Below are 15,955 nucleotides of genomic sequence, written 5' to 3'. Positions count from 1 at the left end.
GTTAAAAAAGGAACCAAAAAGGATGCTTTTTACGCTGAAGAAAGTGATTGGCGGTATGATGCTGCCACTTCCGCTAATGCTCATTATCATGGGTATAGGCCTGGCGCTGCTCTGGTTTAGCCGCTTTCAAAAAACAGGGAAAATGTGCATTAGCCTGAGTTGGCTGGCACTGTTACTTCTAAGCTTGCAGCCCGTCGCCGACAGTCTGCTGAAACCGATTGAGGATAGCTATCCAACCTGGCAGGATACACAAAAAGTGGAATACATTGTGGTGCTGGGCGGAGGGTATACCTGGAATCCTCAGTGGGCGCCAAGTTCAAACCTGATCAGCAACAGTCTTCCGCGTCTGAATGAAGGTATTCGCCTTTGGCGTGCTAACCCGGGATCGAAGCTTATCTTTACCGGTGCTGCAGCAAAGAGCAATAACGTCAGTACTGCAGAAGCGGGCGCCCGCGTAGCGCAGTCACTAGGTGTGCCGCCCGGTGATATCATCACGCTGGATAAACCCAAAGACACCGAAGAAGAAGCCGCAGCGGTGAAGCAGGCCATCGGCAGCGCGCCGTTCCTGCTGGTGACCTCCGCATCGCACTTACCACGAGCAATGATTTTCTTCCAACAGGCCGGACTACATCCGTTGCCCGCACCAGCCAACCAGTTAGCGATTGACTCACCGCTTAATCCGTGGGAGCGCGCGATCCCCTCTCCCATCTGGTTGATGCATAGCGATCGTGTTGGTTACGAAACGTTGGGGCGAATCTGGCAGTGGCTAAAGGGAGCGAAACATTGACAGTAATGTTGCCTGATGGCGACACTAACGCGTCTTATCAGGCCTACGTGTTCAGTGCAGAATTGTAGGCCGGATAAGGCGTTCACATGTTCATCAGGCGAGCCACGGCAGCAGTGATTTCGTGGCCAGGTCAAAGTTAGATCGATTAAAACGTCCGGTGTTGACCAGTTGCGCCACCTCATCCCATAACACATACAGCCAGCGCCGCCAGATGAAGGACTCAGCCACTGGCGCGCGTTGCAGGTATTGCCAAAGCAGGCTTTCCGCCAGCGCGTTATCCATTAAACGGAACAATTCATACTCTCTGGGTGCCCACAGCATCAAACCCGGTCCGACCATCGCCAGAAGCTGATCGCTACGGGCGTCTTTGAGCATGCTACGTAAACTAAAATTACCGTGGATTAGCACGCAGTTATCATTGAATCCTTCAAATAAAGCGGGCAAACACTCACGGGTGCGAAACAGGATCCGCTTATCCTGCATCGTCAGCCCGGTATTGTTGAACTGATTTAACGTGGTCCACAACACTTCAACACGTTGGCGATACCAGGATGGCCAGATATTCTCTTGCGTGTTATCCACCATTCCCACACAGCCACGGCTATCCTGTCGATGCCATGACAGCAGACCTTCTACGATCTGATCTTTTAAATGTTCCCAGCGTTCGGGCGTTCGGGCTGGCGCTTCCACCGGCACACCACGTAAACGCTCAAGCAGTAACACATCAGGACCGGGATGCTCTTCGTGGGTTAAAACCCCGTAAATGACGGGCATACGCACCGTACCGCTGCGCGCCAACATGGAGGTTTTCCAGGCCAGCTGCTGCGCCATACCTGGCGTGGTGAAACTTCTCGCCATCAGCGGCATCGGATTTCCCTGGCTGTCGTACAGTGACCACAGGGCCGTATCCACTTTTTCATTCACGCATTCTATGCGACTGAGTTTTTCGCCCAGCAGGTGGCTGAGTTCGGCACGCAACTGTTCCATTTCAGATTGCCCTCATAAATGCTACTGCTTTCATAATGAGCGTCGTGCAGACAGATGTCACCCGGATGAGATCAATTGATGAAAAGAAAAGTGGAGGGAAAGCGCAACGATACGACACTCCTCCCAAAAATACGCCTCAATATGGGAGGAGTGCCGTGAGAAAAACTAATGCATTTCGGCGCGAACGCGCTCAAGATCTTCGGCAGTGTCTACGCCGGTACCCGGGACTTCTTTTGCGACGGCAACGTGAATTTTTTCGCCGTACCACAGCACTCGCAGCTGCTCCAGCATTTCGATATGCTCAAGCGGGCTTGGCTGCCAGTTAACATAGCGGCGAATAAAACCAGCGCGATAGCCGTAAATGCCCAGATGGCGCAGGAAGGTGTCTCCCACCGTTTCCAGACTTTTGGCGAAACGATCGCGATCCCATGGGATGGTCGCGCGTGAAAAATAGAGAGCATATCCTTCTGCGTCCAACACGACTTTTACCGCATTCGGATTAAATGCCTCTTCGGCACTGTGAATCGGAGCCGCAAGAGTCGCCATACCGACCTGACGTTGCGCCAGATTCTCAGCCACCTGGCGAATAATGACCGCCGGAATCATCGGCTCATCACCCTGTACGTTCACAATAACGGTATCATCGCTAAAACCACATTTCTCGACGACTTCCGCCAGGCGCTCCGTACCAGACTGGTGATCGGCGCGAGTCATGCACACTTCGCCACCCACCGCTTCTACCGCGCGAGCGACATCCTCGTGATCGGTGGCAACTATGATACGTTCAGCGCCAGATTCACGCGCACGCTCCAGTACATGCACGATCATCGGCTTGCCGTTGATATCCAACAGCGGCTTACCCGGCAGACGTGTGGACGCATAACGCGCAGGAATAATGACCACAAAACTCATGATTTACTCTCATCAGCAGTCAGAACACGGGCTTCGGTTTCCAGTAACACGGGAATGCCATCACGCAGTGGGAAAGCAAGGTTATCCAGTTTACAAATCAGTTCCTGTTTTTCCTGGTTAAACCAGAGTTTGCCATTGCATACCGGGCAGGCAATGATTTCAAGCAGACGATGATCCATAGTTCCTCCAGATGGACCGGATTGTGAATCCGTAAATATTAACATAATCGCTTAAAGGGCTGGGTCTATTTCCCAACCATGGCGTGCATCAGCAAATAAACCTTCAGGATAACGTCCCAGCGTCACGCGTGTTGCCTGTTGCCAGCGGGCAAAATCGTCAATCGCCTGAAACAATCCTTTTTGCAACGTTACTCCAGGCTTAACCCCATCCTGTAACCACAGCGAAATAACGTCCAGCACACCCGTTTTACGGTGCATTTTGGCATCCATCCTCCCAACCAACTGTCCACGATGCAGCAACGGCAAGACAAAATAACCATACTGACGTTTCGGTGCTGGCGTATAACACTCCAGCCGGTAGCTAAAATCGAATAGCTGCTCTGCCCGTTTACGATCCCAGACCACCGGATCAAAAGGTGATAATACTGCACTGTGGGTCGCCGTTAATTTGCCTGCCAGCGCCTGTTCAAGCAGCGGCTGAAGGTGGCTATGCAGCCACAAGGCTCCTAGCCCCTCAACGTCGACAGGAATAATCTGCCGCTGTTCCGCCCGTTCGTTGCACCAGTTTTTTAGCGCCGGGCGCTTCAGGCGGTAGTAGTCTGCCAGCCATTGTTCGCGGAAAATCCCCAGACTGCGGGCACTGTTATCCAGCATGACACTTTCAGCATCTTCCTGCGAAAGTGGGTCGCGTTCATCGTCCCAGTGCGGCATGACGCGATGGGTTAAATCATACACTCGCTGGAAATTACGCCGTTCAACGACCATCACTTTCCCGGCAGTGAACAACCCTTCAAGATGACGCTTCTGCGGTTTCCATTCCCACCAGCCGCTGGTCCCTTTGCGTGGATGCTCAAAATCAGCTGAGCGTACCGGCCCATTATGCTGGATGTGCTGGAGCAGTTGCTCAATCTCATGCGCATGTTCTTTCATCCACGCCACTTTATATTTCCAGCCCATATTCTCCGGGGCCAGCATGCGGTGACGTATCAGCATAAAATCGCTGCGCGGCAAAAAACAGGCCTCGTGCGCCCAGTATTCCATCAGTTCGCCCTGCTGTAACGAGTCGTCCAGCCATTGGGGGGAATAATCGCCTAAACGACTAAACAGCACCAGGTAAGGACTGCGCGCCACAATATTGATGGTGTCGATTTGCAGTAACGACATGCGCGAAATGGTCGCGAGAATATCTGCCGGGGTTGCCCGGCGGCGTGTTTTTTTCAGCAGACCTTGAGCAGCAAGGTGAAGATGACGGGCATCCATCAGAGAAAGGCGCGGCAACGACATTTATGGCCTCATAAATGATTCGCTGCCGCAGCGTGAATCAGTTAGCGAGTCAGCGAGATTAAGCTATTCAGCAATACATCAGGCCGATCGCCTGACAAATGTGCATCAACAGGTAAATACCACCAGTTTTCATCGGCAAATGCCCGGCACTTAACCGCATCTTTTTCCGTCATTACCAGCGTTTGCCCGGCGTCTACAAACGCACTGACGTCACTGTAGGTCAGAGACTGATGGTCTGTCAGCGCTATAGTTTTTTGCACGCTGGCACCACATGCTTTCAGCGTGGCAAAAAAACGCGGTGGATGACCAATGCCCGCCATGGCGACAATATTGGACAATTGCGCCACATCACGGCGTTCACCGGTACGTAAATTAACGGCCAGCCCCGGTTCAAGTCGCATAGGGATTTCCCCTGGCTGCGCAACGCCACCGTTAACAATAGTCGCATCCACCGATTTAAGGCGACCTGCACGTTCCCGCATTGGACCAGCGGGAAGCCACCAACCGTTGCCAAACCGACGTTCGCCGTCAATGACCACGATTTCAACATCTCGCGCCAGACGATAGTGCTGTAGTCCATCGTCCGTCACAATAATCTGCACATCGTGTTGGGCCAAAATGGCTTTTACCGCATCCGATCTTACCGGGGATACCGCTACCGGCACGCCGGTACGTTGGGCGATCAGCACAGGTTCATCGCCCGCTTCTGCGGTAGTAGTATCAGCGGTTAGCAACAGCGGGTAAGCAGTCGCTTTCCCGCCATAACCACGCGACACCACACCCACGCGGATCCCGCGTTGTCGCAGTTGTTCAACCAACCAAATCACCACCGGCGTTTTACCGTTTCCGCCCGCGGTAAGATTTCCGACCACCACAACCGGGACTGGCGCGCGCCATGCGCGTTTAAGCCCCAACTTGTAGCATAAGCGGATCGCGCCACTCACCAGGCCATACAGCCAGGAGAGTGGAAGTAACAATCGCCACAGCGGCGATTCACCAGACCAGATACGTGCGATCATTGACCAAATTGCATTTTGTGTAATTGCGCATACACCCCGCGCTGCTCAATCAGCTCGCTATGGGTCCCGCGTTCGACAATCAGACCATCCTCCACCACGATGATTTCGTCGGCTTGTTCAATGGTTGAAAGACGGTGAGCAATGACCAGAGAAGTACGGTTTTTCTGTAGCTCATCCAGCGCAGATTGAATCGCGCGTTCAGATTCAGTATCAAGAGCCGATGTTGCTTCATCAAGGATCAGTATTGGGCTGTCACGCAACAAGGCACGGGCAATAGCGATACGCTGACGTTGTCCGCCGGAAAGCAGGACGCCGTTTTCACCAATCACCGTATCCAGGCCATTGTCCATCTTGTTGATGAAATCCATAGCGTAGGCCATCTGTGCCGCTTTTTCGATCTGCTCACGGCTGTACATATCGGTACGCGCGTAGGCGATATTGTTGGCAACCGTATCGTTAAACAAGTGCACATTCTGCGAAACCAACGCAACCTGATCGCGCAGTGATGCCAGGGTATATTCGCGCAGATCGTGTCCGTCCATCAGAATCTGCCCTTCATCAACATCGTAGAAGCGCGTAATCAGGCTGGCGAGAGTGGATTTCCCTGAGCCCGAACGGCCAACCAGAGCAACGGTTTTACCCGCTGGAATATTCAGGTTGATGTTACGCAGAGCCGGTACTTCACGTCCCGGATAAGTGAAAGTCACGTTGCGGAACTCGAGATCGCCGGTAGCACGATCGATCACACGTTTACCTTCATCTTTCTCCTGTTCGCTATCCAGAATCGTAAATAAGGTCTGGCATGCCGCCATACCGCGCTGGAACTGCGCGTTGACGTTGGTCAGAGATTTCAACGGACGCATTAATGCGATCATTGAGGAGAAGACAACCGTAATTGTACCTGCTGTCAGGTTTTCCATTACGCTTGGGAAGCTGGCCGCATATAACACGAAGGCCAGTGCCAAAGACGCAATCAGCTGGATGATAGGGTCGGAGATAGAAGAAGCAGAAACCATCTTCATGCCCTGCAAACGCATCTTGTTGCTGACATTATCAAAGCGCTTGGTTTCAACTTCCTGACCACCAAAAATCAGAACTTCTTTATGGCCTTTCAGCATCTGCTCCGCACTGGTCGTAACCTGCCCCATGGTGTTTTGCATGTTTTTACTGATGCTACGAAAGCGCTTGGAAACCACACGGATTGCCACTGACACAATTGGCGCCAGTACAATCAGGATCAGTGACAGCTGCCAGCTGTAATAGAACATCATGATAAACAGGCCAATGATTGAGGCCCCTTCACGTACCACGGTGATCAGCGCGCCGGAAGACGATGATGCAACCTGTTCTGAATCATAGGTAATACGTGATAACAATGTCCCTGTAGACTGTTTATCAAAAAAGGAGACGGGCATGCCCATCATATGACCAAACAGGCGGCGGCGCATGGTCATGACCACTTTGCCTGACACCCATGAGATACAGTAGCTGGAGACATAGCTGGTTAAGCCACGAACTATCATCAGCCCAATGACCACCAGCGGCATCCACAGCAGCACCGAGCGATCCGTTTTACCAAAACCATCATCCAGTAATGGTTTAAGGAGCGATAACATGAAGGTATCGCTGGCCGCGTTAAGGACTAACGCTATACCCGCCACGATCAGACCCGATTTAAAAGGCGCTATGGTTGGCCATAGTCGGCGAAACGTCTGCCACGTAGAGAGATCTTTATCGTTATGCATTCAAAAAACCAGCATTTGTTAGAATAGCCGCATATTCTACCCGTTATCCTCCGACACGCCAAACCACTGATGATACCAACGAGGTAAAATCTGATCCCGCATGCTGCGTATGCGCCAGTTTTTTTGATAAAAATCCAGCGTAATCTGTCCCTGATGGGGGGTATCCAGCCATTGATAATTTTGTTGCCGATAACGTTGCTTCACTTTCCAGGACGGCAGACGCCAGGCGTTGTAACGGGATGCAGAGGCGAGTGCGACCTGCCCGTCAACCCGCTGAATGAGTGCCAGTGATGATGAAGTATTGCTGCCATGATGTGGAACCTGCATCACCGTCGACTGAAGGTGCTGCCAATAGTGACTTAGCATTTTTTGTTCAGCAGGAGATTCGATATCGCCGGTCAGCAGAATACTCTGATATCCGTCATCGACCTTAACCACACAGGAGTGGTTATTCCCCTGGTCTGTATTTCCACGCACAGGCCAGTGCGCACTGAAGGTTAACCCTTGCCATTGCCAATGCTCTCCGCGAAAACACGGGAGATGACCTTTCCAGCTCAGCGGACTTCTTACCCATAGCGACGGCCAGGCTTGTTGTAAGGAGTGCAACCCGCCGCGGTGATCCATGTGCTCATGGCTTAAAATAATTCCTTCTGGCTCCAGATTATGCCAAAGCAACCAGGGAATAATCAGATGTTGTGCGCTATCGCCTTCAGGCCATGCCAGACCGGTATCGTAAAGCAGCGCTTTCCCATTTCGCGCGATCACCATCGCCAGCCCCTGCCCGACATCCAGCATATGCACTTGCCACACATCAGTACGCGGTGCACGCCAAAGCGGCCCACTCAGCAAAAGGAGCACAGAGAAACAGACCACCGGTAGCGTACGCAAGATATTTAGTCGCCATGCGATAATCATCATTCCGGGTAAAAATGCGAGCCATTGCCAGCGTGCATCAATATTGATCCACCCTTCAGGCAGACTTCTGAGCACCCAAAATAGCAGCGCCAGAGAACGATCCGCCAGATACCACAGGCTTGATTCAACCATCACCATCCCGGCTAAATGCATGATCATGCCTGCTAATATCAAGGGTACGGAAACAAACGTGACCAAAGGGACGGCAAACAAATTAGCCAGAAACGAGGTCAGACTAAAACCGTGAAACATTGCGATTTGCACGGGAAGAAGCAGAAGCGTAATACCCAATTGCAGATGAGCCAGCGCCAGAAATTGACGTCCAGTACGCGACAGCGGCCAGTCCGGGAGCGGTACCCATTGGTACCAGAACAGCAGTGCTGCAACGGCGGACGCAGACAACCATAGGCTTTGCGAAAGAACAGCAACAGGATCCACCACCACGATGGCTGCCAGACAGCAAATCCAGACCGACCATCCACTCCACTGCCTGCCGCTAAGTCTCAGCGCTCCCCAGACTAGCAGCGCAACAACCGTTCGTAATGCCGGGGGTTGCAGCCCCGTCAGCCAGGCATAAAATGTGGCGCAGACAATTCCACCCACTAATGGCATCTGCCAGCAAATCCACCTTGTTGGCATAAAAAATTGTCCAGCACGTATCAATCCTGCGGTCAGTAATGCAGCAAACGCAATATGCAGCCCGGAGATAGCCATCAAATGAGCCGTGCCGGTATCACGCATAATTGTTTTCACCTCTTGTGACACAGACAAGCGCTCCCCCATTCCCAGACCCAGTATGACCTGCTGCCAGGGATAGTCGGTGAGTGCCGTTTTCAGCGAGGCGAGATACCGCGAACGCAAACTGCATTGTGGTGTGATTACCGAAGCCTGCAAGAATCGTCCCGTCAGCGGTTGATGCTGCGCCAATGCGTAACGCTGGCTATCAAATCCGCCTTCGTTTAATTGACCGTGTACAGCGCGGACTTTCAACGTCATCGCCCATGTCTGACCCGCACAAACATCACCGGGTAAATACTGCCCGTACAAGACGATTCCTTGCGCAGGAAAGATTCGTTTCCCCTGAAGGTGAGTGATCTGGCCGTAGTGCGTTGTCATATTGTCAGTTCCGGTTATCCGCACAATGGCTTGCTGGGTTTTCGCAGGCAGCGTATTACCTGCCCACATAGCCTCTTTCGCGGCCAGGATTCCCCAAAGAAAAAACAGCAGGGTTAGTCCGGCGGAACGCATATATTTGTAGGGGAGAAAACAGAGCAGACATGCCAGACAAAATACAATGCCGATACACAACATGCCTGGCAGCATGGGTAATAGCATGAGTGGGAGGATACCGAGTAATGCGCAGGTACTCACCGTTGTTATTTTCATCAATCACCTCCCTGTTACAGGGAGTGTGCAGTACTCTTCGACGGTTGTCTGGCATCAATTTATCGTTATACGACCTGAGTTCCGCAGACATTTAGTGATGGTTGTAACGTACAAATTAACTGGGATGAGGATTCCAGGATAGGTGGACAGAAATGAAAAAAGCACCCATTTGGGTGCTTTTCTCGGCGTTAAGTCTCGCTAAAAACTTAACCGTAAATATTGGCGCGATCGCGCAATTCTTTACCTGGTTTAAAGTGCGGAACGTATTTCCCTTCCAGATCCACTTTATCGCCGGTCTTCGGATTACGTCCGGTACGTGGTGCGCGGTAATGCAAAGAGAAGCTGCCGAAACCGCGGATTTCAATACGCTCGCCCTGCGCAAGAGTCGAGGCCATATGTTCCAGCATCTCTTTAACTGCATCTTCAACCGCTTTCGCGGGAATATGAGGTTGCTGGGTTGCAAGTCTTTCAATCAATTCTGACTTGGTCATGATTCCTCCGGTTCCTTAAAGGCATAATTAGCTGCTGCATTGATTAAGGGCGGCCGTAGCCGCCCTTTGTCATTGATTACAGGACGAATCCTGTAATCTGTCAAGCTACTCGTCACCCTTTGTGCCGTTAACAGCACAAAGGATTTAGAGCACTCGATATTACTCGCCTTTAGCTGCTTTGAAAGCTTCAGCCATTGCGTTGTTAGAGAAGTTAGCATCTTCCTGTTTGTTAACAGTTGCGATTGCATCTTTCTCATCAGCTTCGTCTTTAGCACGAACAGACAGGCTGATTGCACGGTTCTTACGATCAACGCCGGTGAATTTAGCTTCAACGTCGTCGCCTACGCTCAGAACCAGAGTTGCATCTTCAACGCGGTCACGTGAAGCTTCAGAAGCGCGCAGGTAACCTTCAACGCCGTCAGCCAGTTCTACGGTTGCGCCTTTAGCGTCAACTGCAGTGACTTTACCGTTTACGATTGCGCCTTTCTTGTTCAGTGCAACCCAGTTGTTGAACGGATCTTCTGCGAGCTGTTTAACGCCCAGAGAGATACGCTCACGCTCTGCGTCAACCTGCAGAACAACTGCTGCGATTTCGTCGCCTTTTTTGTATTCACGAACTGCTTCTTCGCCTGCAACGTTCCAGGAGATGTCAGACAGGTGAACCAGGCCGTCGATGCCGCCGTCCAGGCCGATGAAGATACCGAAGTCAGTGATAGACTTGATTTTACCTTCAACACGGTCACCCTTGTTGTGGGTTTCCGCGAACTGCTGCCATGGGTTGTTTTTGCACTGCTTCAGACCCAGGGAGATACGACGACGTTCTTCATCGATATCCAGAACCATAACTTCCACTACATCGCCAACGTTAACAACTTTGGACGGGTGGATGTTTTTGTTGGTCCAATCCATTTCGGAAACGTGAACCAGGCCTTCAACGCCTTCTTCGATTTCAACGAAGCAGCCGTAGTCGGTCAGGTTGGTCACGCGACCAGTCAGTTTGGTACCTTCCGGATAACGCTTAGCGATAGCTACCCATGGATCTTCGCCCAGCTGTTTCAGGCCCAGAGATACACGAGTACGCTCGCGGTCAAACTTCAGCACTTTAACAGTGATTTCGTCGCCAACGTTTACGATTTCGCTCGGATGCTTAACGCGTTTCCATGCCATGTCGGTGATGTGCAGCAGGCCGTCAACGCCACCCAGATCAACGAATGCACCGTAGTCAGTGAGGTTCTTAACGATACCTTTAACTTCCATGCCTTCCTGCAGGTTTTCCAGCAGCTGATCGCGTTCTGCGCTGTTTTCGGATTCGATAACGGCACGACGGGAAACAACAACGTTGTTACGCTTCTGATCCAGCTTGATTACTTTGAATTCAAGCTCTTTGCCTTCCAGGTGCAGCGTGTCGCGGACCGGACGAACGTCTACCAGGGAACCCGGCAGGAACGCGCGAATACCATTCAGCTCAACAGTGAAGCCACCCTTGACTTTGCCATTGATAACACCAGTAACGGTTGCAGCTTCTTCGTAAGCTTTTTCCAGCGTGATCCAAGCTTCGTGACGTTTAGCTTTTTCACGGGACAGCAGGGTTTCACCGAAGCCGTCTTCTACTGCATCCAGAGCAACGTCAACTTCGTCACCAACCTGGATTTCCAGCTCGCCCTGGGCGTTTTTGAACTGCTCTGCCGGAATGGCGGACTCAGATTTCAGACCAGCGTCAACCAGTACTACGTCTTTGTCGATAGCAACAACAACACCACGAACGATGGAACCCGGACGGGTTTCGATTTCTTTTAAGGATTCTTCAAACAGTTGAGCAAAAGATTCAGTCATGTTTAATCTTCAGGTTTCATATTTAACGTCCACCTGGCTCCATGCCGGATGGGGTTGTTTAACATACCCGCTGTCAATCCATTGCAACGGGGGTACTGCAAATTCGGTCGCACTTAAGCGAGAGCCAGTTTTTGGCGCGCGTATTGTAACGCTTTTTCAATCACTTGCTCAATGCTTAATCGGGTTGAATCCAAAACTAAAGCATCAGCAGCGGGAACCAGCGGCGCTACAGCACGATTACGATCGCGATAATCGCGTTCTTCGATCTCGGCCAAAAGGCGTTCAAAGTTAACACTAAAGCCCTTCTCCTGCAACTGTAGCATACGTCTATGCGCACGTTCTTGCGAGGAGGCGTCCAGAAAAATTTTCACCGGCGCATCCGGGAATACCACGGTGCCCATATCACGTCCATCAGCAATCAGGCCTGGGGTTTCGCGAAACGCGCGTTGACGACGTAAAAGCGCTTCACGCACGCGGGGAAACGCCGCAACCTGAGAGGCGGCATTAGCTACTTCCTGAGTGCGGATTTCACCGCTGACATCTTCACCTTCAAGAATGACTTCCAGGTTGCCGTCTGTTGAGATAAAACGCACATCCAGGTGTGAGGCAAGCGGTACCAGAGCATCTTCAGATGTGACATCAACATGGTGATGTAACGCTGCGAGCGCCAGTACGCGGTAGATCGCGCCTGAATCTAACAGATGCCACTGCAATGCTTCCGCCATTGCCTTGCACAAGGTGCCTTTACCTGCACCGCTTGGGCCATCAATGGTAATAACCGGGGCAATTGCCGTCATCTTTTTCTCCTTAAAAGGGCGTACATTAACGTGAACGCCGCGCATTATACGCGCCAACGCCAACGATCGTTATCTTTGTGTGAAAAATGCAGAATCATTGAAGCTGAGTGTAGAATAAATAGGCAATCGGAGATGTCAGAATGTGCCGCACCCGAAAGTGCGGCAATAAAATCAGGCAGATGTACTAATACGAGCCAACTGTTCGAAATAATCCGGGAAGGTTTTGGCGGTACATTTTGGGTCAAGAATGGTCACCGGTGTGTCAGACAGCGCCACCAGCGAGAAACACATCGCCATGCGGTGATCGTTGTAGGTCGCGATGTCCGCAAATTGCAATGTTGCAGGCGGGGTGATGCGGATAAAGTCATGCCCCTCTTCCACTTCCGCGCCCACTTTGCGTAACTCCGTCGCCATCGCGAACAGACGATCGGTCTCTTTGACGCGCCAGTTGTAGATATTACGTAATGTCGTGGTGCCTTTAGCGAACAGCGCCGCCGTTGCAATGGTCATCGCCGCATCAGGAATATGGTTCATATCCATATCCACTGCGTTCAACTCGCCGTGAGTACAGGCAATAAAATCGTCTCCCCATGTAATGGTTGCACCCATTTTCTCCAGTACATCGGCAAAACGAATATCACCCTGCATGCTGTTGCGGCCAATCCCGGTAACTTTTACCGTACCGCCTTTAATAGCACCCGCCGCAAGGAAATAGGAAGCGGAAGAAGCATCACCTTCAACCAGGTATGCACCCGGTGACTGATACTGCTGCTGCCCCTTCACGACAAAGCGCTGGTAGTTTTGATTTTCAATTTCAACACCAAACGTTTTCATCAGGTTCAGTGTGATATCAATGTAAGGTTTGGATACCAGGTCACCTTTAATTGCGATCGTCGTATCCTGCGGCGCCAGCGGCGCAGTCATCAGCAACGCAGTGAGGAACTGGCTGGAAACGCTACCGTCTACCTCAACCTGGCCTCCGGTAAAGCCACCGCGCAGACGTAAAGGTGGATAGTTTTCCTGCTCCAGATAGTCAATTTTAGCTCCGCCCTGGCGCAGCGCATCAACCAGATGGCCAATCGGGCGCTCTTTCATGCGCGGTTCGCCCGTCAGCACGATGTCATTGCTGCCCAGACATAACGCTGCGGCCAGCGGGCGCATTGCGGTTCCGGCGTTACCAAGGAACAGCTCAACTGCACCTTCTGCGTGCAACACACCGCCATTGCCAACTATCTCGCAGCGGGTACGATCGGCAGAAAGGGTATAGCTAATCCCTAACGCATTCAGAGCATTGAGCATATGGCGAACATCATCGCTGTCCAGCAGATTGGTCAGGACAGTGGTGCCATTGGCTAATGCAGCCAGCAGCAAAGCGCGGTTAGAAACACTTTTGGATCCAGGCAGATTGATGGTGCCATCCACCCGCGCAATGGGTTGTAACGTCAGGGATTCCATGAAACTCGACTCTCAAAAACAGACATAAAAACCCCACAGACGAGCTGTGGGGATGAAAAGTACAGCAGATTAGCCGCGGCGGCGTTCGAAATCGACCATGAAATCGGTCAGTGCTTTAACACCTTCAAGCGGCATGGCATTGTAGATGGACGCACGCATACCGCCGACTACACGATGCCCTTTCAGCGCGTGCAGGCCCGCAGCAAAAGACTCTTCCAGGAACAGTTTATCCAATGCGTTGTCAGCCAGCTGGAACGGTACGTTCATGCGTGAACGGTTGGATTTCGCCACATCGTTACGGTAGAAATCGCTGTTATCGATTACGCCGTAGAGCAATTCCGCTTTTTGCTGGTTAATTTTATCCATCGCATTAACACCGCCCTGCTTTTTCAGCCATTTAAAGACCAGGCCAGACAGATACCAGGCAAAGGTTGGCGGCGTATTGAACATGGAATCGTTGTCATTCAGCACGGTATAGTCGAGGATTGACGGGCATGAGACATGAGCTTTACCCAGCAAATCTTCACGGACGATGACAATCGTCAGGCCGGCCGGGCCGATATTTTTCTGTGCCCCAGCATAAATTACGCCATAACGGCTAACGTCAAGCGGTGCGGAAAGAATGGTAGAGGACAGATCCGCCGTGACCACAACGTTGCTGGCAAAATTCGGCGTTTCATCGATCGCAATGCCATCGATGGTTTCGTTCGGGCAATAGTGCAGGTATGCCGCGTTATCAGAAAGTTGCCATTCACTCATCGGCTTAACAGCACGCAGGCCGTCCACGGTGACTTTGGCATCAATAACGTTTGGCGTGCAGTATTTTTTCGCTTCTTTAATTGCGCTGGCGGCCCAATAACCGGCATCGACGTAATCCGCGGTGGTTTTATCGCCCAGAATATTTAACGGTATACCCGCGAATTGCCCACGACCACCACCATGGCAGAACAACACTTTATAGTTGGAGGGGATGCTGAGAAGATCGCGAAAATCCTGCTCCGCTTCCTCTGCGACCTGGATGAACTCTTTGCCACGGTGGCTAATTTCCATCACTGACGTGCCAAGACCGTTCCAGTCACAAAGATCCTGTTGAGCCAGTTTAAGTACTTCTGCCGGTAACATTGCCGGACCTGAACTAAAATTGAAGACCTGAGCCATTTCCCCTCACCACGTTGTGTTGTTGTCCAATCAACATCCTGTCATTGACGATAATCCGGTGACAGACATTGGTATAAGTTATTCCTGTGGATATCGGTTTTATCATTCAGTGACACGCGCCGCAATGGGTAAAACTGGCAAGGGTAAAAATGTGTCATCGGTCACACAACAGAATCTATCGGATTGACGGGTAAAAACCGAGATTTTTGCTGTCAGGTAACCCGTTTTGCCCGACTGGCCTTCGACCATTCTGGATTTGCACAGCGCGGACATAATTGATGATCTCCGGCGCTCATTTGCACCACTTCGCTACAACGTATGCAGGCATAGTCCCCTGCTTCAGGTATTACTTTAAACCGTTGCGTACAACGTTTAGGCAGAATACTGAGCCCCGGCTTTACGTCTTCATCAGCAAAGAAGTAGACGCTGATTTGCCCATTCGTCTCCAGAATAGCCAGTTTCACTTGTCCCAATTGCTCCACGCCGTTCAAACGCAGTTCCATAAAGAATTCAAATTCCGTCATATTGGCGCTATTGAGCTTTGACCATGCCAGCTCGCCGTCTTCAATGATCACGACGGGTTTGCCCTCCAGCAGGTCCTCCATTTTTTCACTATGTGCCATTAGCCACATTACCAGCCGATACAGCACAGCAAGAGTAATAAAGACCACCAGCACCGGCAGCATCGGAACATCGTCATAAAACGCCACGTCTCCCGCAGCGGAACCCAGCGTAAGGATGATAAGGACTTCAAAAAGCGACATCTGGCGTACGCCACGACGTCCGGTGATTTTTAAAAACAGAAAAACCAATATAAAGGTGTAAAGGCTGCGTAGCGCAACTTCCCCCAGAAAATCCATGGGCACCTTATCAAGCGCCATACGGTGTAAATCGAAAGCTTTCATTAATATGCTCTAAACGTGATTGGCTGTAAGAAAGCATAGCCAATGCTTTTATTTACGCATGGGCTCCGGCGACGATAGCGCCGTTCATTGAAAACCCGTATC

At 51.5% G+C, this 15,955-nt stretch carries 14 protein-coding genes; 1 reads left to right on the top strand and 13 read right to left on the bottom strand.

The window, feature by feature from the left end:
- Window positions 1-22 precede the first annotated feature (22 nt).
- Entirely contained in the window at window positions 23-787 is a 765-nt protein-coding gene (elyC, locus tag OGX89_RS20445; RefSeq protein WP_126956768.1) for an envelope biogenesis factor ElyC, read from the top strand.
- A gap of 93 nt (window positions 788-880) precedes the next feature.
- Here elyC and OGX89_RS20440 read toward each other — a convergent pair whose 3' ends face one another.
- From OGX89_RS20440 to OGX89_RS20380, 13 genes are all read right to left on the bottom strand, one after another.
- On the bottom strand, window positions 881-1,774 hold the full coding sequence (locus OGX89_RS20440) for a YcbJ family phosphotransferase (RefSeq protein WP_003831934.1): 894 nt from the start codon (window positions 1,772-1,774) through the stop codon (window positions 881-883).
- Between the two features lie 165 nt (window positions 1,775-1,939).
- Complete coding sequence (kdsB, locus tag OGX89_RS20435; RefSeq protein WP_003831932.1) at window positions 1,940-2,686, bottom strand: 3-deoxy-manno-octulosonate cytidylyltransferase; 747 nt, start codon at window positions 2,684-2,686, stop codon at window positions 1,940-1,942.
- Window positions 2,683-2,865 carry a protein YcaR gene (gene ycaR, locus OGX89_RS20430; protein WP_003035793.1) on the bottom strand — a complete coding sequence of 61 codons (183 nt, stop codon included), beginning with the start codon at window positions 2,863-2,865 and terminating at the stop codon, window positions 2,683-2,685. Before ycaR ends, kdsB begins: the two co-directional genes overlap by 4 nt.
- Before the next feature lie 51 nt (window positions 2,866-2,916).
- Window positions 2,917-4,149, bottom strand: coding sequence for a winged helix-turn-helix domain-containing protein (locus OGX89_RS20425; RefSeq protein ID WP_126318669.1), 1,233 nt, complete (start codon window positions 4,147-4,149; stop codon window positions 2,917-2,919).
- 41 nt (window positions 4,150-4,190) lie between these two features.
- On the bottom strand, window positions 4,191-5,168 hold the full coding sequence (gene lpxK, locus OGX89_RS20420; protein ID WP_126956766.1) for a tetraacyldisaccharide 4'-kinase: 978 nt from the start codon (window positions 5,166-5,168) through the stop codon (window positions 4,191-4,193).
- Window positions 5,165-6,913, bottom strand: a complete 1,749-nt coding sequence (gene msbA / locus OGX89_RS20415; protein ID WP_003831926.1) for a lipid A ABC transporter ATP-binding protein/permease MsbA — start codon at window positions 6,911-6,913, stop codon at window positions 5,165-5,167. Before msbA ends, lpxK begins: the two co-directional genes overlap by 4 nt.
- Before the next feature lie 36 nt (window positions 6,914-6,949).
- Window positions 6,950-9,214, bottom strand: coding sequence for a ComEC family protein (locus OGX89_RS20410; protein ID WP_126956764.1), 2,265 nt, complete (start codon window positions 9,212-9,214; stop codon window positions 6,950-6,952).
- A gap of 206 nt (window positions 9,215-9,420) precedes the next feature.
- A complete protein-coding gene (gene ihfB, locus OGX89_RS20405; protein ID WP_003035780.1) occupies window positions 9,421-9,705 on the bottom strand; it encodes an integration host factor subunit beta in 285 nt (94 codons plus the stop codon).
- A 159-nt stretch (window positions 9,706-9,864) separates the two neighbouring features.
- Complete coding sequence (rpsA, locus tag OGX89_RS20400; RefSeq protein WP_003035776.1) at window positions 9,865-11,538, bottom strand: 30S ribosomal protein S1; 1,674 nt, start codon at window positions 11,536-11,538, stop codon at window positions 9,865-9,867.
- 113 nt (window positions 11,539-11,651) lie between these two features.
- A complete protein-coding gene (gene cmk / locus OGX89_RS20395; protein ID WP_003035772.1) occupies window positions 11,652-12,335 on the bottom strand; it encodes a (d)CMP kinase in 684 nt (227 codons plus the stop codon).
- Window positions 12,336-12,506: 171 nt separating this feature from the next.
- Window positions 12,507-13,790 carry a 3-phosphoshikimate 1-carboxyvinyltransferase gene (gene aroA / locus OGX89_RS20390; RefSeq protein ID WP_003831919.1) on the bottom strand — a complete coding sequence of 428 codons (1,284 nt, stop codon included), beginning with the start codon at window positions 13,788-13,790 and terminating at the stop codon, window positions 12,507-12,509.
- A gap of 69 nt (window positions 13,791-13,859) precedes the next feature.
- Window positions 13,860-14,948 carry a 3-phosphoserine/phosphohydroxythreonine transaminase gene (serC, locus tag OGX89_RS20385; RefSeq protein ID WP_063940621.1) on the bottom strand — a complete coding sequence of 363 codons (1,089 nt, stop codon included), beginning with the start codon at window positions 14,946-14,948 and terminating at the stop codon, window positions 13,860-13,862.
- Between the two features lie 212 nt (window positions 14,949-15,160).
- Window positions 15,161-15,853, bottom strand: coding sequence for a DUF421 domain-containing protein (locus tag OGX89_RS20380; RefSeq protein WP_003831913.1), 693 nt, complete (start codon window positions 15,851-15,853; stop codon window positions 15,161-15,163).
- Window positions 15,854-15,955: the final 102 nt, after the last annotated feature.

It is taken from the genome of Citrobacter sp. Cpo103 (genome assembly GCF_030332605.1).
Taxonomy (GTDB): Bacteria; Pseudomonadota; Gammaproteobacteria; order Enterobacterales; family Enterobacteriaceae; genus Citrobacter; species Citrobacter portucalensis.
The sequence above is the reverse complement of the archived record's forward strand: the minus strand, read 5'-3'. Positions and strand labels throughout refer to the sequence as shown.